At 70.1% G+C, this 19,624-nt stretch carries 17 protein-coding genes and 1 pseudogene; 10 read left to right on the top strand and 8 right to left on the bottom strand.

Annotation, left to right across the window (positions count from 1 at the left end; genetic code table 11):
- Nucleotides 1–179: 179 nt before the first annotated feature.
- Nucleotides 180–527, bottom strand: coding sequence for a hexameric tyrosine-coordinated heme protein (locus ACH4U7_RS46085; RefSeq protein ID WP_398533756.1), 348 nt, complete (start codon nucleotides 525–527; stop codon nucleotides 180–182).
- Between ACH4U7_RS46085 and ACH4U7_RS46080 the strand changes: the two genes are divergently transcribed.
- Both ACH4U7_RS46080 and ACH4U7_RS46075 read left to right on the top strand, forming a co-directional pair.
- Nucleotides 424–873 (top strand): DUF1622 domain-containing protein, encoded by a 450-nt coding sequence (locus tag ACH4U7_RS46080; RefSeq protein ID WP_398533755.1) that lies wholly within the window; start codon nucleotides 424–426, stop codon nucleotides 871–873. The two genes, ACH4U7_RS46085 and ACH4U7_RS46080, sit on opposite strands and share 104 nt — an antisense overlap.
- Entirely contained in the window at nucleotides 870–1,133 is a 264-nt protein-coding gene (locus ACH4U7_RS46075) for a hypothetical protein (protein ID WP_398533754.1), read from the top strand. The genes ACH4U7_RS46080 and ACH4U7_RS46075 overlap by 4 nt, the downstream gene beginning before the upstream one ends.
- On the opposite strand, the gene ACH4U7_RS46070 is transcribed toward ACH4U7_RS46075, so the two are convergent.
- Nucleotides 1,108–1,305: a hypothetical protein gene (locus tag ACH4U7_RS46070; RefSeq protein ID WP_398533753.1), complete on the bottom strand. Its 198-nt coding sequence runs from the start codon at nucleotides 1,303–1,305 to the stop codon at nucleotides 1,108–1,110. The two genes, ACH4U7_RS46075 and ACH4U7_RS46070, sit on opposite strands and share 26 nt — an antisense overlap.
- A gap of 217 nt (nucleotides 1,306–1,522) precedes the next feature.
- Complete coding sequence (locus ACH4U7_RS46065; protein ID WP_398533752.1) at nucleotides 1,523–1,657, bottom strand: hypothetical protein; 135 nt, start codon at nucleotides 1,655–1,657, stop codon at nucleotides 1,523–1,525.
- Nucleotides 1,658–1,910: 253 nt separating this feature from the next.
- Between ACH4U7_RS46065 and dctA the strand changes: the two genes are divergently transcribed.
- The 4 genes from dctA to ACH4U7_RS46045 all read left to right on the top strand — a co-directional run bounded on the left by dctA (nucleotide 1,911) and on the right by ACH4U7_RS46045 (nucleotide 6,157).
- Nucleotides 1,911–3,335: a C4-dicarboxylate transporter DctA gene (gene dctA, locus ACH4U7_RS46060; RefSeq protein ID WP_398533751.1), complete on the top strand. Its 1,425-nt coding sequence runs from the start codon at nucleotides 1,911–1,913 to the stop codon at nucleotides 3,333–3,335.
- Nucleotides 3,336–3,454: 119 nt separating this feature from the next.
- Nucleotides 3,455–4,396: a LysR family transcriptional regulator gene (locus ACH4U7_RS46055; protein ID WP_398533750.1), complete on the top strand. Its 942-nt coding sequence runs from the start codon at nucleotides 3,455–3,457 to the stop codon at nucleotides 4,394–4,396.
- Between the two features lie 146 nt (nucleotides 4,397–4,542).
- Nucleotides 4,543–5,625 (top strand): tartrate dehydrogenase, encoded by a 1,083-nt coding sequence (locus tag ACH4U7_RS46050; RefSeq protein ID WP_398533749.1) that lies wholly within the window; start codon nucleotides 4,543–4,545, stop codon nucleotides 5,623–5,625.
- Between the two features lie 298 nt (nucleotides 5,626–5,923).
- Complete coding sequence (locus ACH4U7_RS46045; protein ID WP_398533748.1) at nucleotides 5,924–6,157, top strand: hexameric tyrosine-coordinated heme protein; 234 nt, start codon at nucleotides 5,924–5,926, stop codon at nucleotides 6,155–6,157.
- 115 nt (nucleotides 6,158–6,272) lie between these two features.
- Here the strand turns inward: ACH4U7_RS46045 and ACH4U7_RS46040 are convergent, their stop codons facing one another.
- Both ACH4U7_RS46040 and ACH4U7_RS46035 read right to left on the bottom strand, forming a co-directional pair.
- Nucleotides 6,273–7,706 carry a SpoIIE family protein phosphatase gene (locus tag ACH4U7_RS46040; RefSeq protein WP_398533747.1) on the bottom strand — a complete coding sequence of 478 codons (1,434 nt, stop codon included), beginning with the start codon at nucleotides 7,704–7,706 and terminating at the stop codon, nucleotides 6,273–6,275.
- A gap of 371 nt (nucleotides 7,707–8,077) precedes the next feature.
- Nucleotides 8,078–8,758: pseudogene (locus ACH4U7_RS46035) on the bottom strand (PAS domain-containing protein); the annotation flags it as partial.
- 176 nt (nucleotides 8,759–8,934) lie between these two features.
- On the opposite strand from ACH4U7_RS46035, the gene ACH4U7_RS46030 reads away from it, so the two are divergent.
- The 3 genes from ACH4U7_RS46030 to ACH4U7_RS46020 all read left to right on the top strand — a co-directional run bounded on the left by ACH4U7_RS46030 (nucleotide 8,935) and on the right by ACH4U7_RS46020 (nucleotide 14,510).
- Complete coding sequence (locus ACH4U7_RS46030; protein ID WP_398533746.1) at nucleotides 8,935–10,002, top strand: PEP/pyruvate-binding domain-containing protein; 1,068 nt, start codon at nucleotides 8,935–8,937, stop codon at nucleotides 10,000–10,002.
- 25 nt (nucleotides 10,003–10,027) lie between these two features.
- Nucleotides 10,028–11,848, top strand: a complete 1,821-nt coding sequence (locus ACH4U7_RS46025) for a PEP-utilizing enzyme (RefSeq protein WP_398533745.1) — start codon at nucleotides 10,028–10,030, stop codon at nucleotides 11,846–11,848.
- Between the two features lie 166 nt (nucleotides 11,849–12,014).
- Nucleotides 12,015–14,510 carry a SpoIIE family protein phosphatase gene (locus ACH4U7_RS46020; RefSeq protein WP_398533744.1) on the top strand — a complete coding sequence of 832 codons (2,496 nt, stop codon included), beginning with the start codon at nucleotides 12,015–12,017 and terminating at the stop codon, nucleotides 14,508–14,510.
- A gap of 25 nt (nucleotides 14,511–14,535) precedes the next feature.
- Here the strand turns inward: ACH4U7_RS46020 and ACH4U7_RS46015 are convergent, their stop codons facing one another.
- The 3 genes from ACH4U7_RS46015 to ACH4U7_RS46005 all read right to left on the bottom strand — a co-directional run bounded on the left by ACH4U7_RS46015 (nucleotide 14,536) and on the right by ACH4U7_RS46005 (nucleotide 18,603).
- The gene (locus ACH4U7_RS46015; protein WP_398533743.1) at nucleotides 14,536–15,972 is read right to left on the bottom strand and encodes an aldehyde dehydrogenase family protein; all 1,437 of its coding nucleotides are present in this window, start codon (nucleotides 15,970–15,972) and stop codon (nucleotides 14,536–14,538) included.
- Nucleotides 15,969–17,501, bottom strand: a complete 1,533-nt coding sequence (locus tag ACH4U7_RS46010; RefSeq protein ID WP_398533742.1) for a GMC family oxidoreductase — start codon at nucleotides 17,499–17,501, stop codon at nucleotides 15,969–15,971. Before ACH4U7_RS46010 ends, ACH4U7_RS46015 begins: the two co-directional genes overlap by 4 nt.
- A gap of 142 nt (nucleotides 17,502–17,643) precedes the next feature.
- On the bottom strand, nucleotides 17,644–18,603 hold the full coding sequence (locus tag ACH4U7_RS46005) for a helix-turn-helix domain-containing protein (RefSeq protein ID WP_398533741.1): 960 nt from the start codon (nucleotides 18,601–18,603) through the stop codon (nucleotides 17,644–17,646).
- Nucleotides 18,604–18,737: 134 nt separating this feature from the next.
- Between ACH4U7_RS46005 and ACH4U7_RS46000 the strand changes: the two genes are divergently transcribed.
- Complete coding sequence (locus tag ACH4U7_RS46000) at nucleotides 18,738–19,601, top strand: acyl-CoA dehydrogenase family protein (protein WP_398533740.1); 864 nt, start codon at nucleotides 18,738–18,740, stop codon at nucleotides 19,599–19,601.
- The last annotated feature ends 23 nt before the right edge of the window (nucleotides 19,602–19,624 follow it).

The raw sequence follows: 19,624 nt of genomic DNA, 5'->3' as shown, positions 1-19,624 counted from the left end.
GGCCGGGGCGCCCCCGGCGGCGGCCCGGGCGCGGCTCGGGGGGGTGCCCCCCCCTTAACACGCCACGCGCCCCCCCCCCCCCCCCGCGGGGGGGGGGGGGGCGCCCCCCCCCCCCCCCCTCGGCTGGAGGTGGGGGTGGCCGTAGTGGCCCTTGGCGGCTGGCAGGGAGGAACGGTGAATCAGGTCCGCCAGTAGTTGTTGGCGGCTGCGATGGTCTGGAATTCGACTGCAACCACGTACGCGGCATCGATGAGGCTGTCCGGGGTGGTGGCGTAGTTCGGGCGGCCCCCTTTCAATACGTCCAGGTCCGGCTGGATGTTGTGAATCGTGTGCCGGGCCGGCGTCCAAGGGCCGGGTTCTCGGTGACACGCAGCACTGGGCCGGGCCGGCCATGAGGCCGCGGGCTCGAAGCATGGAGAGAGAATGAGACTGCACGCCGTGAACTGGGATCTGCTGTCGGAGTCGGCTCTGCGCGACCTGGTCGACAACTTGTCTCGTCTGGTCGAGTTCGCAGGTGCCCTGGTCATTTTCGGGGGCGCGGTCGGAGCGTTCGTCCGGTTCGTCGCCGCGGGTTTCACCTGGCGCCGCGGGGAGGGAAGCGGAGGCCAGGCCCCCGTCGCGGGGTTCGACCGCATTCGGCTCGGGCTGGGCAGGTTTCTCGCGCTCGGCCTGGAATTCCAGCTCGCCGGGGACATTCTGCGCACGGCGGTGGCCCCGACCTTCCCTCAGATCGGGCAGCTCGCCGCCATCGCCGCGATCCGGACCGCGCTGAACTACTTCCTCGGCAGGGAGATCAAAGAGGAACGCCGTGCGGTGGAGAGTGCCGCGAGTGACGCAACCGCCAAGGCGAGCGGTTCGGGCGGCATGCCATGAAGGTCGTGCTGAGCCAAGCCGCTCTCGTCGTCACCGCACTGGGGCTGGTGGCCGCGGTGCTGGTGGCCGTACGGCGGCATCGGGTGCAGCCGGCGGTGGCCGTGCTGTCGGACTTCCTGCTGGCCGCAGGGCTGATCCGGCTCGCCGGCCAGCCGACTTGGGGCTCCCTGGCGGTGGCGGCGGCCACCGCCGGTGTACGTGTGCTCCTCAACGTGAACCTGCGAAACCTGAGCGTCAGGCTCGACGGAGACAGGCGATGACGATCGCGTCCGCACGGTCGATGCGGCACCAGCCGTAGTCCCACATCAGCGACACCTCGACCTCGCGGTTCTCCAGCATCGACCACAAGCCCGCGATCCGGGGGCGGCGCACCGTGAGCCGTACGTCGGCATCGACCGTCTCATGTCCGAGGAGACCCCGCTGGCGCGCCATATGCGCGATGCGCTCGCCTTCCCCCTCATCAGCGGAAGCAACGACGGCGTCCGGCGGCGCCAGCTCATGGCTCTGCTCACCGCCTCGAAGCCCGTGTAGCCGCCGACTACGAGGCATCGGCTCTTGGCCGTGGGCCTTCTGGCGTGGGCCGGGCCCCACTGAGCCGTGGGACCCGGCCGATGTTCTTCTCGGAAACCGAGGTGGACCGGTTGCTGCTTCAGTGGGGCTCCAGGCTGTGCACGTCGTGGAGGTCGCGCAGCCAGACGCCGAGGATCAGGTTGTACGGTCCCGTGGTGACGGTGCACAGCAGCAACTCGGGCAGTGTTCGCAGCGACGCCCTCGGGGCCGACATCGGTCTCGTCCCCTGAGGAACATCGCCTCGCATATATAGGCGACACCTATGCGGGGCATCGATTTTTGGTCGTGGACCTCCCCGAACGTGACCGGCTTCACTGAGCCGTGAATTGGTGCGGTGCCGGTCGGGCCCGGTGTCGCACGGTCTTGGAGGCCGGCAGCGGAGCGCGCAGCGCCTGAAGTCGCCGGGCGCGCACCGCGTGCGCGCTGCGCGCCGAAGGAGCTCGCCCGTTGCCTGGACGGAGGTTGCAATGACGCACACCCCAGACGAAGCCGCGGACGGCGGTGTAGTGAGGGCCGAGCCCTGGTACCGGCAACTGTATGTACAGGTGCTGGTGGCGATCGTCGTCGGGATCGGGCTCGGGTGGCGATGGCCGGATGTGGCCACGTCGATGGAGCCGATCGGGACGACGTTCGTCACGGCGATGAAGATGCTGATCGGACCGATCGTGTTCCTCACGATCGTCAGCGGCGTCGCCGGGGTGGCGGACCTGAAGAAGGTGGGACGCACCGGCGTCAAGGCCCTCACCTACTTCCAGCTCGGCACGATCGTGGCCATGGCCACGGGGCTCGTGGCGATCAACATCTTCCGGCTCGGCGACGGTGTGCACGCGGATGTCTCCGGACTGGATGTCTCCGGCGACGCCGGCCAGTACATCGAGAAGGGTGAGCACCAGCACTGGTGGGAGTTCCTGACCAATCTCGTCCCCAACAGCTTCTTCGGCGCCTTTGTCGACGGCGACATCCTCCAGGTCATCTTCCTGGCCGTGATCTTCGGAATCGCGATCAAGTCGGTGGGCAGGACGGGTGAGCCGATCATCGCCAGTGTCAACCGCCTGACCGCGGTGGTGTTCAAGGTCCTGTCGTTTGTGATGAAGGCCGCCCCGCTCGGGGCCTTCGGCGCGATGTCCTTCGCCATCGGGAAGTTCGGCCTGTCGACGCTGACCAGCTTGGGCTCACTGATCCTGCTCTTCTACGTCACCTCGGCCCTGTTCGTGATCCTCGTGCTCGGCGCGGTGCTGGCCGTGTACGTCAGGCTGAACATCTTCCAGTTGCTGCGCTACTTCAAGGAGGAGTTCTTCCTCATCCTCGGTACCTCGACCGCTGAGCCCGCCCTGCCGGGCCTCATGCGCAAACTGCAGTCCATGGGCGTCGAGAAGCCCACCGTCGGCCTGGTGGTTCCCACCGGCTACAGCTTCAACCTCGACGGCGCCGCCATCTATCTCTCCCTGGCCACCCTGTACATAGCGCAGGCCACCGACACATCACTGTCCGTCGGGCAGCAACTCGGGCTGCTCGCGGTGATGCTGCTGACCTCCAAGGGAGCGGCCGGGGTCGCCGGGGGCGGCTTCATCGCCCTGACCGCGACGTTGACCACCGTCGGTCATGTCCCGGCCGCCGGTATCATGCTGGTCTTCGGAATTGACAAATTCATGTCCGAGTGTCGTGCTCTTGTCAACTTTTACGGCAACGCCGTCGCCACCTTGTTCGTCGCGCGCTGGGAGAACGGTCTGGACCTGGCCCGGGCCCGTCGCGTGCTCTCCGGCCAGATCCCGGAAGCGGACACCGACGGAGGCGAGGGGAAGGTGGCGGCCGCCGCCACGGCGAAGGCAGGTGCTCCGCTCGCCAAGGACGAGGACGCGCGCCCCTCGGTCGCGATCTCCAAGCCCTCCTGAGCCTTCCGCGGCACATTCCCCGCCCCGGTGCGGCAGCCTGCCGCACCGGGGCGGGGAATGTCCCGCGCCGGGCGATAAGCTGCTGCTTCGACCTGTCAGACGGTGGCCGGGGAGGCACGATGGACGCCCGGCAACTCGAGTACTTCCTCGCCATCGTCGAGCACGGCGGCTTCAGCAAGGCGGCCGCCGCGCTCCACGTGGCGCAGCCCTCGCTGTCCCAGGCGATGGCGAACCTGGAAGCCGACCTCGGGGTCCCGCTGTTCCACCGCAAGGGTCGGGGCGTGGTCCTCAGCGAGGCCGGAGCGGAGCTGCTGGAACCGAGCCGCCGGGTGTTGCGGGACCTGGCGGCCGTACGTGACAAGGCCACCGCCCTCTCGGGCCTGCAGGGCGGGACGGTGGAGTTGGCCGCCATGCCCTCGCCGGGCATCGAGCCGCTGACCACGCTCATCCACCGGTTCGCCGAACTGCATCCGTCGGTGACGGTCAGCGCCCGGGCAGCTTTCACCCCCGATGAGGTGCTCGAACTCGTCCGCACCGGTATCTGCGAGCTGGGACTGCTCGGGGCCGCCACGCCGGTGACCGCGTCCCACGTCGATGTCCTGCCCGTGGAGGAGCAGCCCTTCGTGGTCGTGGCGGCCGCGGGCGACGGAGTGGAGGACGGGGCGGTCATGCGCCCCCGGGATCTGGCCGGGCGCAGGCTGATCGCCACCCGGAGCGGCAGCCTGATGCGTGCCATCGTCGACGACATCACCGCCCACGCTCCCGGCACCGAGATCGCCGCGGTCGTTGATCACCGCACATCCATCCTCCCCCTCGCGCTGGCCGGTGTGGGGCTCGCCGTGCTGCCCGCTTCCTGGACCACGCTGGCGCGACGGTGTGGCGCCGTCGTCGCTTCCATCGAGCCCACCGCTCACCTCCACGTCGCCATGATCAGTCTGCCCGCGCACCTCACCCCGGGCGCCCGCGCCTTCCTCGAACTGACCCGCTCCCTCGCCCAGCGACGGGAAGCCGCGGCCCACAACCCCCGGTCGACCGCGCGGGAACCCGGGCCGAAGCTCTGAAGACAGCTCTTCCGCGCCGGGCCATACCCCGACCGCGCCCATCGGTCCTGCCTATGGGGCGTATCGGAAGCACGTCTTGGACGCGACCCGAGAGGGCTGTGTTGACTCGGAGCAGCCAAACATCCACCACGCGCCGGAGGCTGTCCGTGACCGAAACCCGCACTTTCCGCATCGCCGCCATCCCCGCCGACGGGGTCGGCGTCGAGGTCGTCACCGCTGGCCGTACCGTCCTCGACGCGCTGGCGGACGACTCCCGAGGGGCCTTTGCTTTCGACTGGCAGGAGTTTCCCTGGGGCTGCGACTACTACCAGCGCACCGGGAAGATGATGGAGGACGACGGCCTGGACCAGCTGAAGGACTTCGACGCCCTCTACTTCGGCGCGGTCGGCTGGCCCACCGTCCCCGACCACATCAGCCTCTGGGGCCTGCGCCTGAAGATCTGCCAGAGCTTCGACCAGTGGGCCAACGTCCGCCCTGTGCATTTCCTGCCCGGCATCACCAGCCCCCTGCGCAAGGCCGACGACACCGACCTCGACTGGGTCGTGGTCCGCGAGAACAGCGAGGGCGAGTACGCCGGTCTCGGCGGGCGCAACCTCTCCGGACGCGGCCCCGGGGGCGAAGTCGCCGTCCAGTCCGCCCTGTTCACCGAGGTCGGCTGCGAACGCATCATCCGCTTCGCCTTCGACCTCGCCCGCACCCGAACCCGGCGCAAGGTCTCGTCCGTCACCAAGAGCAATGCCCAGCAGTACGGCATGGTCCTGTGGGACGACGTCTTCAAGCGCGTCGCCGCCGACTACCCGGACGTGGAGACCGAGAGCGTCCTGGTCGACGCCATGTCCGCCAAGTTCGTCCTCCACCCCGAGGACCTCTCGGTCGTCGTCGCCTCCAACCTCAACGCCGACATCCTCTCCGACCTCGGCAGCGCCTTGGCCGGCAGCCTCGGCCTGGCGGCCAGCGCCAACCTCAACCCCGAGCGACGCTTCCCGAGCATGTTCGAGCCGGTCCACGGCTCGGCCCCGGACATCGCCGGCCAGGGCCTGGCCAACCCCCTCGGCGCGGTCGGCAGCGCTGCTCTGATGCTGGACCACTTCGGCCTCCACGACCAGGCGGCCCGCCTGAACAAGGCGATCGATGCCACGACCGCCGCGGGCATCCTCACCCGCGACGTCGGCGGCACAGCCTCCACCAAGGACGTCACCATGGCGCTCATCGACGCACTGAACGCCTGACCAGCTCCACGCCGACGCTTCTCTGGGAGCTCCTGACCAACCCCCGGGTGCTCGACGAGGGCGCGGCCCGCCAAGGTGGTCGTAGCCGGCCTGTGCCACTCGCTCGGGGCGAGCGTCACCCTGCGGGAACGATCCCGGCTTGTGGCATGGTGCACGACCGCTTGTACCAGCGGGCACGGATGGCCTGTGAAGGCCGGCGCGCGCGGACGGAGGCACGGGAACGCGCTCATGATGGGTCCGACACATTTGCCCAGCGGGCCCGACCGGTCCGCCACAGCCCGCACCACGGAGTCGTCCCATGGCACTGGTTCCCGACAACACGCTGATCACCGGCACTCCCGAGGAAGGCCGCGAGTTGGCGCTGAAGATGGCCCGACTGGTGGTCAAGGCGACCCAGCCGGAGGAGGCCACGCGTGCCCGGCTACGCCCCGGATACGCGGAGAGCGCCGACTCCCTCATCGCGGTCGCGCACGTCGTCGCGGTCGAGTTCGCCACCATCGCAGCGGCGAACGACTACTGGCGCAATTCTTGAGCGGCCGCGCGTGCCCGGCTGGGGCTCATCCGTACGCGACCTTGCAGGCATGACTGAAGTGGGCCGGCTCAAGGCAAGCCCAGCGACCGCCGACAGCACCGACCGGGATCACAACTCAGACCCTGGCGCCCGGTGTCCCGCCTGCCGTTGATGTGGACCGGTCCTCCGCCGACGCCGCGAGCAGGGCTGACTCGCCGTCTTCGGGTAGGGCTTGCTCGCACCAGATGGTCTTGCCGGTCCGGGCGTGGCGGGTTCCCCAGCGCTCGGTCACCTGGGCGACGAGGAACAGACCGCGTCCTCCCTCGTCGAAGGCCTGGGCGCGGCGGAGGTGCGGGGCCGTGCTCCCTGCGTCGTCCACCTCGCATATCAGGGACCTGCCTTTGATCAGACGGAGCCGAATGGGCTGAGCGCCGTACCGGATGGCGTTGGTCACCAGCTCGCTCACCGCGAGTTCCGTCGTGAACGCGGCTGTTTCGCAGCCCCATGCGGCGAGTTGGCCGGTGGACCAGGACCGGGCACGGGCGACGAATTCCGGGTCCGTCGGTATGTCGAGCACGGCCACGCGATCCGCGCGGAAGGTGTGCGTGCGGGCGACCAGGAAAGCGACGTCGTCCGGCGGGTGGCCGGTGATCAGGTCGGCGAGCACGTCGTCGCAGCGTTGCTCCAGGGACTGCGCGGGCCTGCCGAGGGAACGGCGCAGTCGTTCGATTCCGACATCGATGGGCAGGCCACGGTGGCTGATCAGCCCATCGGTGTAGAGGACGATCTCGCTGCCTTCGGGCAGTTGGTAATCCCGGACCTCGAACTGCAGGCCGCCCAGGCCCAGCGGCGGACCCGGTGCGATGTCCAGGAACCGGACCTCGCCTTCCGGAGTCACGGCCGCTGGTGGCGGATGCCCGGCACTGGCGAACGAGGCCTTGCCCGAAACCGGGTCGTAGACGGCGTAGAGCGCCGTGGCCCATATGGCCGTCTCCCTTCCGGGTTCGAAGGCTTCTTCGCTGCCCAGTCGGGTGACGAGGTCGTCCAGATGCATGAGGAGTTCGTCCGGAGCAAGATCTGCATCGGCCAGGGTGCGGACCGCGGTGCGCAGCCGGCCCATGGTGGCGGAGGCCTGGGTGCCGTGGCCGACCACGTCGCCGACCACCAGGGCCACTCGCGCGCCGGACAGGGGTATGACGTCGAACCAGTCGCCCCCGATCCCGTACTGGGACGTGGCCGGCAGGTAACGACTGGCGGCCTCGAGCGCGGGCTGCCGCTGCAGACGCCCGGGCAGCAGGCTGCGTTGCAGCGCCAGGGCCGCGCTGCGCTCGCGTGTGTAACGGCGGGCGTTGTCCAGTGCGACCGCGGCGCTCGTGACCAGTTCCTCGGCCAGCTCCACGTCCTCCTGCTCGAACGGTTCGGCCGGACGGGAGCGGCAGAAGACCGCGACACCCAGGCAGGTGCCACGGGCCTGGATGGGAATGAGCATCCAGGAGTGGAAGCCGTACTGGGCCGTCTTCCGGGCGCGGCGCTGATCGTCCGCGAACCATCGGCGGGTGCTGGTGTCCATGCGCCGCAGCAGGACCGGACGGCCAGTGGCCAGGCAGCGGGCGGGGGCGAATGCCAGGGGTAGTAGTCGACCGCTCCCGGCTCGACGACCGCCTCCGGAGTGCCCTCGCGCACGGAGAGGTGGGCCACTCGGCGGAGTTCGGCCCCACGGGTCACCGGGACGGGTTCCTCGCCGCGCAGCAACGGCTCGAGGAGGTCCACACTGACGAAGTCGGCGAGCCGGGGAATGACGACTTCCGTCAGTTCCCGCGCTGTTCCCGACACATCCAGGGTGCTGCCGATGCGAGCACTGGCTTCGTTCAGGATCGCCAACCGCTGCCGGTGGTGGAACTCGTCGGTGATGTCCTGAGCCGTGGCGCACACGCCCACGATCGTGCCGTCGCCGTCGTGCAAGGGAGAAGCGGTCGCCGAGAACACATGATCGTGATCCGGATCGGCCGGTGTTCGCCCGCGGACGATGAACGGGGAGACCGGAACACCGGTCCGAAGGACCTGCCGCAGGTGCTTCTCCCAGCCGCCGGTGTCCGGTCCGGTCAGGACGTCTTGTACCTCGCATCCCCGTCCGTCGTACTCGGCCATCCCGGTCATCCGGCTCATCGCCGTGTTGTGCCGCACGCGGTGCAGGTGCGTGTCGTAGACCGACAGCGCAATGGGCGAGTCGGTGAATATCCAGTGGAGCAGAGGCTGCTCGGTGGCGGATGGCGGAGGCCGGTGTGAATCCGGGTGGACCGTGAGCAGCCACTCATGGTCTGCTCGTCGATGGAGCCCGTGCGCCTCGGCCGACAATGTGACCGGACGTCCGTCCGAGCACCGTATTTCCACCACACTGGCGCAGCCGTCCCGCAGCGCGGCAAGGAACCCGTTGCCCGACGTCATGAAATCGGCCAGCCGTCGGCCCAGCATCTCCTGCGGACGGTGCCCCAGGAGCAGTCGAGCGCCTGGACTCCACCCCGTGACGACACCGGCTTCGTCGATCGTGATCGCAGCGGGCGGCAGGGCGTCGACGGGGATGTCGGGGGATCGTCCAGTCTCGGTGTGTCGGGATGAGTCCATCGTTCTTGCTTCACTCTGGCGTAACCCCGTCGCTTCCGCGGCCAGGGGAGCTACCGCCTCAGCATGCGCCTGGGCGCTTGGATAGGCAAGGTCCGGACGCACCGGTGATCAACGGTGGGTATGGGGTCGCCCCTCTCACGCTTCCCCATGCCCTCGCGACCTGTTTAGCTTGTTGTATGAGCGGCCGGTACATCATCGTGCTGGAGGCCGGAGCTGAGAATGCGGCAACGAACCTGGTCGGCGGTAAGTGCGCCGGCCTCCTGGCGCTCGTCCGCGCCGGATGTTCGGTGCCGCGGGGGTTCGTGGTGACGTCGGACGCCTTCAAGGCACTGTTCTCGGACTCTGCGCTGCGCCGGGAGATCGGCGTGGCCCTGGACGGGATGGATCCGGAAGACCCCGCCGGGACCGAGACGACCAGCGCCGCGATCCGCCGCCTGGTGTCCGGGCACCCGATGCCCCCCAAGGTCGCTCGAGCTGTCACCGATGCCTATGAGGCGCTCTGCTCGGCGCTCGGGCAGCCGGACGTGCCCGTGGCTGCACGCTCCAGTGCCACCGCGGAGGACCTGTCGGAGGCCAGCTTCGCCGGGCAGCACGACACCTGCCTGTGGATCCGGGGCGCCGAGGCCGTCCTGGATGCCGTACGGCACTGCTGGTCGAGCCTGTGGACCGCCCGCGCGCTCACCTACCGGACCGCCCACGGCGTGCCCGACGAGGGGCTCGGCATGGCCGTGGGCGTGCAGGAAATGGTGAATGCGCGCACCGCGGGCGTCGCCCTGACGCTGAACCCCGCCAACGGTGACCGGTCGAAGATCGTCGTGGAGGCCGGCTGGGGCCTGGGTGAACTGGTGGCCTCCGGCGAGGTGACTCCGGACCTCTATCTCGTGGACAAGGTGCTGCTCGTCCCGGTGCGGACCGTCGTGGGCGCCAAGTTCCACGAGTTGGTTCCGGCGCCGGACGGTCGGGGGCTCCTTCGGCGCCCCGTCGACGATGAACGCCGCGCGGTTCCGTGTCTGGCCGCCGACGAGGTCATCGAGATCGCCCGGCTGGCGAAGGAGACCGAGAAGCGCGCCGGGGCACCACTGGAGATCGAGTGGGCGTTCGCCCGCGACCTGCCCGCGCAGGGTGGGTTCCGGCTGCTCCAATGCCGCGCCGAGACGGTCTGGAGCCGCAGACCGAGACCGGCCACCGGCGTCGCCGCGACTTCGGGCGCTGCCGGGATAGCCCACACCCTGACGGGTTTGTGAGCCGCACCCGAGAACGGACCGCACCATGTCAACCAACTCCCGCACGGTCTTCCCCAGCCCCTATGAGGTGCCGGACCCGCCCGGCGCCGCGGGGTGGGAGCGCCTGTACCCGTACCACCTGGTGTTCCAGCCGGGCAGGCGGGAGACGGACGAGTCCGCGTTCTGGTTCTGCGACCGCCAGCACTGGCCCACTGTCATCAGACCTTTCGAGGCGATCTGTGTGGAATTCGGTGTCAAATGTCTCGGCCAGTACAACACCAGGTACTTCCTGGTGCCCACTGCGTACGGACTGGAGCGACGCATCCACCACGGCTATTGCTACATGAGTCCGGTCCCGGTGCCCGCCGACCGTGTCGAGGAGCGCGTACCGGAGTTCCAAAGGCGTGCCGGCCACTACTTCGGGCACTGGGAACACCTGTTGGCCAACTGGAAGCGCAAGGTCCTGGACACGGTGCGGGAGCTGGAGACGATCACGTTCGCCCCACTGCCGGAAACCCAGCCCTTCGAGGAGGTCGAGACAGGGGTCGGGCTGGACGCCAGCGACGCCCTGCTCACCCAGTACGACCGACTGATCGCGCTGTGCCACCGCGGCTGGCAGTACCATTTCGAGTTTCTCAACCTCGGCTACGCCGCCTACCTGGACTTCTTCCGGGCGTGCAAGCGCTGGTTCCCCGATATCCCGGACCTGGGAATCGCCAAGATGATCCAGGGCGCCGAGATGGAACTGTTCCGTCCCGACGAGGAGCTCAAACGGCTGGCGAAGCTCGCCCTGGCGCTGAACGTCGACGGCCCCCTCACCACTGCCGACCCCGGGCAGCGCACGCTTGAAACCCTGGCCGCCGGTGGCCGGCCGGGCAGGGACTGGCTCGATGCCTGGGACGCCGCCCGCGACCCGTGGTTCAACTTCACCTCCGGGAACGGTTTTTACGCCGGGGACGTCTACTGGCGGGACGACCCCGCGCTTCCCTTGGGTTACGTCCGTGACTACGTGCTGCGGCTGCGACGTGGCGAGACGATCGACCGGGACCTGCCCGGGCTGGTCGCCGAGCGCAGGCGGATCACCGGAGAGTACAGAGCCCTCCTCGACCCCGCGGAGCAGATGGCCTTCGACGCCAAGCTCAATGTGGCCCGACAGGCGTACCCGTATGTGGAGAACCACAACTTCTACATCGAGCACTGGACCATGGGTGTCTTCTGGCGCAAGGCCAGGGAACTGTCCCGGCTGCTGCGGAAGGCCGGCTTCTGGCCCGCCGATGAGGACATGTTCCACCTCACCCGCGACGAGGTCCGTGAGGCGCTGTTCGACCACGTCACGGGCTGGGCCTCAGGCAGCCGGCCGGTCGGCTGCGACTACTGGCCGCCGGAGGTCGCGCGGCGCCGCCGGATCATGGCAGCTCTCGCCCGACGGCCTCCCGAACCCGCGCTCGGCAGGCCCCCGCGCGCCGTCACCGAGCCGTTCAGCATCATGTTGTGGGGCATCGACGAGGAGCGGATCCGCTCCTGGCTCGGCGGATGCTCCGGCGACGGCGACCTGATCGGCGTGCCGGCCTCACCGGGGACCGCCGACGGCCCGGCGCGGGTCGTCCACAGTCCGGAAGACCTGCCCCTCGTGCGGGAGGGGGAGATCATCGTCGCTCCGGTCACCGCCCCGAGCTGGGTCCCCGTGTTCGGCAAGGTGCGGGCGGCGGTCACCGATATCGGAGGGATGATGTCCCACGCCGCCATTGTGTGCCGCGAGTACTCATTGCCCGCCGTCACCGGCACCGGATCCGCGTCCGCGCGCATTGTGACCGGTCGGCGGATCCACGTGGACGGCACCGTCGGCACTGTCACCATCCTCGACTGACTGTGGCGGCTCACACCGCATGGGCTACGGACCATCACCCGGGCAGTACGCGCCATGGCCGCTGCGCTGGGCGCCGTGGCCGTGATCGACAGCAACACCCAGCGGCCGGCCGTGGACCCACGGGCGCAGGTTGATTATGTGCCTGATCGGCGCGACGCTGGGAGCCATGGTGGCGTACGGCCGGTCTCCGCGGGAGGGCGGTGGCACCGGTCCGGTGGACCGGCCGATCGGGCTGGTCGTCACCGATGCTCAGGGTGTGGTCCTGGCCTGGAGCCGAAGGGCGGAACACCTGCTGGGGCACACCGTCACCCAGGCCGTCGGCCGGCCGGTGAAGGAACTGGTGGGCCTGCCGCTTCCGGCCACCGCCGGCCCGGGCACCGGGGAGGAGAGCCATCGGGTGCTCCCAGCCCGCTGTCGGGACGGCCGGTTGCTGACCCTGCCCGTCTCCTGTTATCCCCTTCTGTCCGGACACCGTCCTCAGGGTTGGGCGCTGCTGCTCGGGCCGCCCGCCGGCCTCATCGACGGCGACGAACGGGAGGCGCTGGTCGAGTGGTTGCTGAACCGCTCCCGGATGGCCCTCACGATCTACGACGCCGAGCTGCACTGCGTATGCCAGAGTGCCGCGATGCGCCGGATCACCGGCATACCGGACGAGCTGCGCCGAGGGCAACGCCTGTCCGAGGCCGTCCGCGGCCCCATGATCGCCGAGTGGGAGCGGCGGATGAAGCGTGTGCTGGAGACGGGTGAGGAGCAGATCGCCTTCGACTTCCGGGCCAAGCCGCCCACGGTGTCCCACACACATGTGTACAGCGTGGCCACGGCCCCGCTCGTGGACGGCCTGGGGCGGACATTCGGCGTGTGCACCACCGTCAGCGATGTCACCGACGCCCGGCTCGCCCAGGAACGGCTCGCTCTGCTGAACGAGGCGGGCGCCCGCATAGGCAGCACCCTGGATCTCAACCGCACCGCCCAGGAGCTGACCGAGGTCGCGGTCCCCCGGTTCGCCGACTTCGCCCGAGTGGACCTGCTGGAGGGATTGCTCAGAGGCGACGAGCCCGCTCCCGGCCCCATCCCCGGCGCCGTGCGGCTGCGCCGGATCGCCGAGAGGGTGTGGTTCGAGGGTGCCTTCGAGGAGGTTTCCGTCGCAAGCGACGCCGACGTCTACCTGGCCAGCTCACCAGCCGCGTTGTGCCTGGCCACCGGCCACTCGGCGCTGTACCGCACCTCGGACCCGACGGTCAGCGACTGGATCGCGGCGAGCTCCGCCCGCCAGGCCAAAGTCCGCAAGTACGGCACCCATTCCTGGATCCTCGTTCCGGTCAGAGCTCGCGGGACGACCCTGGGAGTGGTGATGTTCACGCGTACCCGGGACACTCCGGACCCGTTCGAACCGGACGATCTCGCGCTGGCCGAGGAACTCGTGTCCCAAGCCGCCGTGTGTCTGGACAACGCCAGGCGCTTCACTCGCGAGCGCACGGCCGCGCTGGCCCTGCAGCGCAGCCTGCTGCCGCAGCGGCTGCCCCAGCCGTCGGCGGCGGTGGTTGCCTCCCGCTACCTCCCGGCGAGCAGCCGTACGGGGGTGGGCGGCGACTGGTTCGACGTGATCGAGCTCTCCGGGGCCCGGGTGGGTCTCGTGGTCGGTGACGTGGTGGGTCACGGCATCCATGCAGCCGCGGCCATGGGGCGGCTGCGCACGGCCGTGTGGTCCCTCGCCGATGTCGACCCGACTCCCGAAGAACTGCTCACGCGCCTGGACGACCTGGTCATTCGGCTGTCGGCCGAATCCGGCGGCGCGGTCTCCCGCGACCAGGGCGATAACAGTGACGCCGGAACCGGGGCCGACATCGGAGCCACCTGCCTCTACGCGGTCTACGACCCGGTGTCCGGGCGCTGCTCCATGGCCCGCGCAGGTCATCCAGCGCCCGCCCTTGTCGCCCCCGACGGGACGACGTCATTCCTGGACCTCCCCGCCGGGCCGCCGCTCGGCCTCGGGAGCCTGCCGTTCGAGTCGGCGGAACTGGAGCTGCCGCGGGGAAGTGTGCTCGCCCTCTACACCGACGGCCTGGTGGAGTCGAGACAGCGCGACATCGACCAGGGACTGGAGACACTGCGCCAGGCCCTGGCCGCACCCTCCGGCTCACTGGAGGCGCTGTGCGATCACGTGGTGGGGACGCTGCTGCCCGAGCATCCCTCCGATGACGCCGCCCTGCTCCTGGTGCGGCCCCAACCGCTGGGTCCCGAGCGGGTTGCCGTGTGGGACATCTCCCCGGACCCGGCCGCGGTGGCCCGAGCGCGGGGCGAAGCCATCCGCAAGCTTGGCTCCTGGGGCCTGGAGCAGGCTGCCTTCGTTACCGAGCTGGTGGTGAGCGAGCTGGTCACGAACGCCATTCGCTACGGGGGCACGCCCATCCAGCTCCGGTTGATCATCCCGCAGCCCGTCGGTGTGCCGGAAAGTGCCTCCGCCCGCGCGCTGATCTGTGAGGTCTCCGACAGCAGCAGCACGGCGCCCCACCTGAGGCGGGCGCGGGTCCTCGACGAGGGAGGCCGGGGACTTCTGCTGGTCGCCCGGCTCACCGACCGTTGGGGTACCCGCCAGACGACGACCGGGAAGACCATTTGGTGCGAGCAGGACCTGTCGGCCGGCACACACCTCCCGTGCTGACACGTCCTGCTGCCGCGCGGGTGCGTCAGGCGAGCGAGGTCCACACACTCTTGACCTCTGTGTAGAGGTCGATGGCACCCCGGCCCATTTCGCGGCCGGAGCCGCTCGCCTTGAAACCACCCCATGGGGCCGACGCGTCCACGGGGTTGGGCATGTTGATGAACACTGTCCCCGCGCGGATGGCGCCGGCCACACGGTGCGCCGACCCGACGTCACGCGTCCACACCGCGGCCGCCAGACCGTACTCGGTGTCGTTCGCGCGAGCCACCGCCTCGTCCTCCTCGTCGTAGGGCAGCACGGACAGCACGGGCCCGAAGACCTCCTCGCGGGCTATGCGCATGTCGTCCCGTACACCGGTGAAGACGGTCGGGCGGTAGAAGAAGCCGGGAAGCTCCTCGGCGGGCCCGCCCCCGGCCAGCAGGTGGGCCCCCTCCCGCACACCGCTGCGCACCAACGCGTCGACGTGGTCGCGGTGCTCCGCCGTCACCAGAGGGCCCAGTTCGGTGTCAGGGGCCCTTCCGGCACCGAGCCGCATGGCGGAGACTGCCTTGGCGCAGCGCTCGGCGAACTCGTCGGCGAGGGAGCGATGGACCAGGAAGCGGGTGTACGCGGCGCACACCTGGCCGCTGTTGAGGAGCGAGCCCCGCAGGCAGCCCGCCACCGCGGCATCCAGGTCGGCGTCCGGCAGCACGATGCTCGGGGCCTTGCCGCCGAGTTCGAGGGAGACCCGCTTGAGATTGCCGGCCGAGGCCCGCACGATCGCCCGGCCGGTCTCGGTGGAGCCGGTGAAGGAGACCTTGTCCACGCCCGGGTGCTCGACCAGTGCGCGCCCCGCCTCCGGCCCGCCGGTCAGCAGGTTGATCACGCCCGTGGGCACGTCGGCCTGCCGGCACAGTTCCATCAGGCGGACCGTCGTCATCGGGGTCTGTTCGGCGGGCTTGACGACGATCGTGTTGCCACAGGCCAAGGCGGGAGCGATCTTCCAGCCGGCGATCATCAGGGGGAAGTTCCACGGCGTGATCAACGCGCACACCCCTACTGGCTCCCGCTTGGTGTACTGCAGGACACCGGGGAAGGACAGCGGCGCGGTCTCACCGTAGATCTTGGTGACATACCCCGCGTAGTAGCGGAAGTGCTCGGCGGCCCCCGCGACACTCACGGCTCGCGAAATGCCGAGCGGCTGGCCCTGGTCGAGGGTCTCCAGTGCGGCCAGTTCCTCGGCGTGCTCGTCGATGAGGTCGCCGACGCGCCACAGGATGCGGGCCCGCTGGGCCGGCGTGATCCCCGCCCACGCGGGGCTTTCGAGGGCTGCGCGCGCGGCCCGCACGGCCGCGTCGGCGTCGGAGGCGCCCGCGTCCGAGACGGTGGCGTGCGGCCGTCCGGTCGCCGGGTCCAGGGTCTCGAACTCGGCTCCGGAGGAGGCCGCCTGCCACTCGCCGTCGATGAAGAGTGTGGTGCTCACTGCTGTTCTCCCAAGATGAAGTCGGCGCACCGCTCACCGATCATGACGGCGGGCGCGTGGGTGTTTCCGGAGGTGACGGAGGGCATGACGGACGCGTCCGCGACGCGCAGACCCGCGACGCCGTGTACGCGCAGCCGCGGATCGACCACCGCCATGCGATCGATGCCCATGCGGCAGGTGCCGACCTGGTGGTGGTAGCTGAGGAGGGTGCGCTTGATGTACGCGGCGACCTCGGCGTCCGTACGGACATGCGGCCCCGGGGCCACCTCGCGGGCCCGCCAGTCGCCGAGCGCCTTCTCCTCCCCGATCTCCCGCACCTGCTGTACGGCGGCCACCATGGCCGCGAGGTCGGACGGCTCCGCGAGGTAGCACGGGTCCAGGGCCGGGGCCAGGGTGGGGTCGGTGGAGCGCAGCCACATCCGGCCGCGGCTGAGCGGCCGGATCGTGCCGGCCAGCACGCTGTACCCGCGGCCCTCTTCCGGGACGGTCACCTCCGGCACCGGCACCGGCACATGCGACATCAGCGGTTGCAGGTCGGGCACCGGCAGCGCCGGGTCGGTCTTGGCGAAGTAGTGGGCCTCGAGCTTGTTCGCCGTGCCCGCCGGCACCGGGCGCCGCGCTTCCCACACCACCGGGGCCAGGGTGTGATCGTGCAGGTTGGCGCCGACGCCGGGCAGGTCGAGGTGCACCTCCACGCCGAGCGACCGCAGCTCGTCCGCCGGCCCGATGCCGCCGAGCAGGAGCAACTGGGCGGAGCCGATGGTGCCACCGGACAAGATGACGTCGCCCGAGCACCGGACCGTGGTGCCACGGCCCTCCCGCAGCAGTTCGACACCGCGCGCCCGTCCGCCCTCGACCACGATCCGCGCCACCGGCGACCCGGCCATCACCGTCAGGAGGGGGCTGTCGAGCACCGGCTGTACGAAGGCGGTCCAGGCGCTGACTCGTCTGCCGTCGCGGATCGTACGGTGCAGCAGGTTGACGCCGAGGATGTCCGCGCCGTTGCAGTCGTCGTTGCGGGGGATCCCGTAGTCCTGGCAGGCTTCGACGAAAGCGCTGGTGACCGGGTTGGGGGAGTGGTTGCGAGTGACCGGTAGCGGCCCGCCGGCACCGTGGTAGCGCGACGGGCCGTCCTCGAAGTCCTCCGAGCGCCGGAAGTATGGCAACACCTCGTCGTACGACCACCCGGGCGCCCCCTGGTAGGCCCAGCTGTCGTAGTCGGCGGCGTGGCCGCGCACGTAGATCATCCCGTTGAGGGCGCTGGATCCGCCGAGCACCTTCCCGCGAGGCCAGAAGACCCGGGTTCCGGAGGCGTGCTGCTGGGGTTCGGTGGTGTACGCGTGGTCCTGGGGTGAGTTCCACAGTTCCCACAGGCGCCCGGGGTCGTGGATGGCGGGGTTGTCGTCCCGCCCGCCCGCCTCGATCAGCAGGACGCTCCGGCCCGCGTCCACCAGCCTGCGGGTGACCACGCAGCCGGCGGACCCGGCGCCCACCACGATGTGGTCGTAGTCGGTAAGTACGGCTCGCATGGGCAGAGCGTCGCCCCGCGTGCGGCGCCCCGGCTTGTGGCGGTGTGCACGGGCTCTTGCCACAGCGGGCACGGTGCAGGGGCAACGGGCAGGCCTGCCCGGTCGCGCGGAGCGCGATGTTGGACAACCGCCGGTGCTTCGCCTACGCGTTTTCCGCCCCGCGGGTGCGGGCCTCACGGGGGCTGATCCCGTAGGCCGCCTTGAAGGCGTGGCTGAAGTGTGCCGGATCGGGCAGGCCCCAGCGCCCTCCGATGGCGGCGATCGGCAGATGGGCGAGGGCGGGGTCCGCGAGGTCGCGACGGCATCGTGCGAGCCGCTGCTCGCGGAGCCAGCCCGAGACGGTGTGGCCCTGCTCGGTGAGCAGCTTGTACAGGTAGCGGCGGGAAATGTGGAGCGCGTCGGCGATCTGGTCCGGCCCGAGCCGTGGATCGGCGAGCCTCTGCTCCATGTAAGTGAGGATCCGGCGGGTCAGCAGCTCCCGCCCGTCGTTCCGCGGCTCCGCCGTCTGCGAGGCGTACGGCGCGAGGAGCGCCCGGACCAGGTCGATGGCGGTGTCCGCGAACTGCGGGTCGGCGGTGGACTCCAGTGCGTCCACCTGGGCGGCCAGTCCGTGCAGGAACGGAAGAACCACCGGGCCGAGCCCGCCGGAGCCGTCCACGGCGGTCGCCGTCACCCGGTCCAGGCCGCTGTCGGAAAGGCGCAGCATGGGGCGCGGGAACATCACCACCAGCATGCGGTAGGACTGATCGAAGTCCAGTGTGTAGGGGAAGCGGGTGTCGTACAGGGCCAGTGTCCCGGGCTGCAGCAGTACCTGCCGGTCGCGCTGGGCGAGCGTGCACCGGCCTGTCAGTTGCAGACTGACCTTCACGAAGTCGGGCAGGTCGGCGGCGATGTGCCGCCGGGTGTGGGCGACCCCGTGGGCATCGGCCTCGACGACGGAGACCTGCACCGGGCCGAGCTGGGCGGTGCGGAGGGTGGCCCGGAAGTCGGGAGTCTCACGGGGCAGGGCCTCCAGCGGTACGAAGCTGCGGCTGATCAGGGCGCGCCAGAACTCGAACCGCTCCGGGGAGGTCCCGGCGTCCGGGGTGGTCAGCACGGTCATGACGGTCTCCCTGGCACCGATGTGTGCACGGTACGGCAAGGGCCTGTGCTGTGGGGAACAACCGCGGAGCACGTTTCGAGGACGAGAGCGTCCCCGTACGGTCGCCACCCCCCGAACCACGGAAGGCAGCGCCGATGGCCATCGACTTCACCCTCAGCCCCGAGCAGCGGGAGCGGCAACTCCACGCCCGGAAGATCGCTGAAGAGGTGCTCGGCGACGTCCGTGGCACGCTGGCTGATCTCTCCACCCCCGAGAAGCGGTTCGCCGCGACCCGGCCCTTCTACCGGGGTCTGGTACGCGCCGGGCTGCTGCGGCAACAGGTCCCGCCGCCCCTGGGCGGGACGATGACCGGCCTGCTCGACCTGGCGCTCGTCGCCGAGGAGCTGTGGGCGGTCGACGCCGACGTGCCACTGTCGTCGTTCTCCACCGGTCTGGGTCTCATGCCCCTGCTGATGTTCGGAACGCCCGAGCAGCAGGAGCGGCTGCCGTCCCCGTTCGTCGCCGACGACGGGGCGGCCCTGGCAGCCCTCGCCTTCAGCGAACCGGGCGGCTCCGCGAACTTCCATTCCGCATCCCTGGGAGCGGGCATACGGACGCTGGCGCGCCGCGACGGCGACGCGTGGGTGATCAGCGGCACGAAACAGTTCATCCCCCACGCCTGCGGATGGGACGGCGAGGGCGCCGACCTGTTCGCGGTGGCCGCCCGGACGGACCCGGACGCACCGCCGCAGGAGTCGCTGGCCGTCTTCCTGGTGCCGCGCCCCGAGCGGGGGCTGACCGTGCTGGGCTCGATGGAGACCATCGGGCATCGCGGGGCGCTGGTCTCGCGGGTGCGCTTCGACGAGGTGCGCGTCCCGGCCGGAAACATCCTCGGTGCGCCCGGTGCCGGCATCCGCATCCTGGAGACGGCGTTCAGCGCGACCGCCGGACTGGTCGGCGCGTTCTTGCCCGGTTATGACCAGATGGCCGCCGCGGAGGGGCGGGTTCCGGGGGAGTGACATGGTGACTCCGTGGCGGGCGG

This window comes from Streptomyces sp. NPDC020845 (assembly GCF_044334165.1).
Lineage (GTDB): Bacteria > Actinomycetota > Actinomycetes > Streptomycetales > Streptomycetaceae > Streptomyces.
This window is presented reverse-complemented; position numbering and strand designations above follow the sequence as displayed.

Excerpts from the sequence above, each read along its gene's own strand:
- ACH4U7_RS46025 (WP_398533745.1), top strand. The coding sequence starts at position 10,028 with ATGTCAACCAACTCCCGCACGGTCTTCCCCAGCCCCTATGAGGTGCCG.
- ACH4U7_RS46005 (WP_398533741.1), bottom strand. The coding sequence starts at position 18,603 with ATGACCGTGCTGACCACCCCGGACGCCGGGACCTCCCCGGAGCGGTTC.
- ACH4U7_RS46045 (WP_398533748.1), top strand. The coding sequence starts at position 5,924 with ATGGCACTGGTTCCCGACAACACGCTGATCACCGGCACTCCCGAGGAA.
- ACH4U7_RS46080 (WP_398533755.1), top strand. The coding sequence starts at position 424 with ATGAGACTGCACGCCGTGAACTGGGATCTGCTGTCGGAGTCGGCTCTG.
- ACH4U7_RS46075 (WP_398533754.1), top strand. The coding sequence starts at position 870 with ATGAAGGTCGTGCTGAGCCAAGCCGCTCTCGTCGTCACCGCACTGGGG.
- ACH4U7_RS46000 (WP_398533740.1), top strand. The coding sequence starts at position 18,738 with ATGGCCATCGACTTCACCCTCAGCCCCGAGCAGCGGGAGCGGCAACTC.
- ACH4U7_RS46020 (WP_398533744.1), top strand. The coding sequence starts at position 12,015 with ATGGTGGCGTACGGCCGGTCTCCGCGGGAGGGCGGTGGCACCGGTCCG.
- ACH4U7_RS46040 (WP_398533747.1), bottom strand. The coding sequence starts at position 7,706 with ATGGACACCAGCACCCGCCGATGGTTCGCGGACGATCAGCGCCGCGCC.
- ACH4U7_RS46055 (WP_398533750.1), top strand. The coding sequence starts at position 3,455 with ATGGACGCCCGGCAACTCGAGTACTTCCTCGCCATCGTCGAGCACGGC.
- ACH4U7_RS46065 (WP_398533752.1), bottom strand. The coding sequence starts at position 1,657 with ATGTCGGCCCCGAGGGCGTCGCTGCGAACACTGCCCGAGTTGCTGCTG.
- ACH4U7_RS46010 (WP_398533742.1), bottom strand. The coding sequence starts at position 17,501 with ATGCGAGCCGTACTTACCGACTACGACCACATCGTGGTGGGCGCCGGG.
- ACH4U7_RS46085 (WP_398533756.1), bottom strand. The coding sequence starts at position 527 with ATGACCAGGGCACCTGCGAACTCGACCAGACGAGACAAGTTGTCGACC.
- dctA (WP_398533751.1), top strand. The coding sequence starts at position 1,911 with ATGACGCACACCCCAGACGAAGCCGCGGACGGCGGTGTAGTGAGGGCC.
- ACH4U7_RS46070 (WP_398533753.1), bottom strand. The coding sequence starts at position 1,305 with ATGGCGCGCCAGCGGGGTCTCCTCGGACATGAGACGGTCGATGCCGAC.
- ACH4U7_RS46030 (WP_398533746.1), top strand. The coding sequence starts at position 8,935 with ATGAGCGGCCGGTACATCATCGTGCTGGAGGCCGGAGCTGAGAATGCG.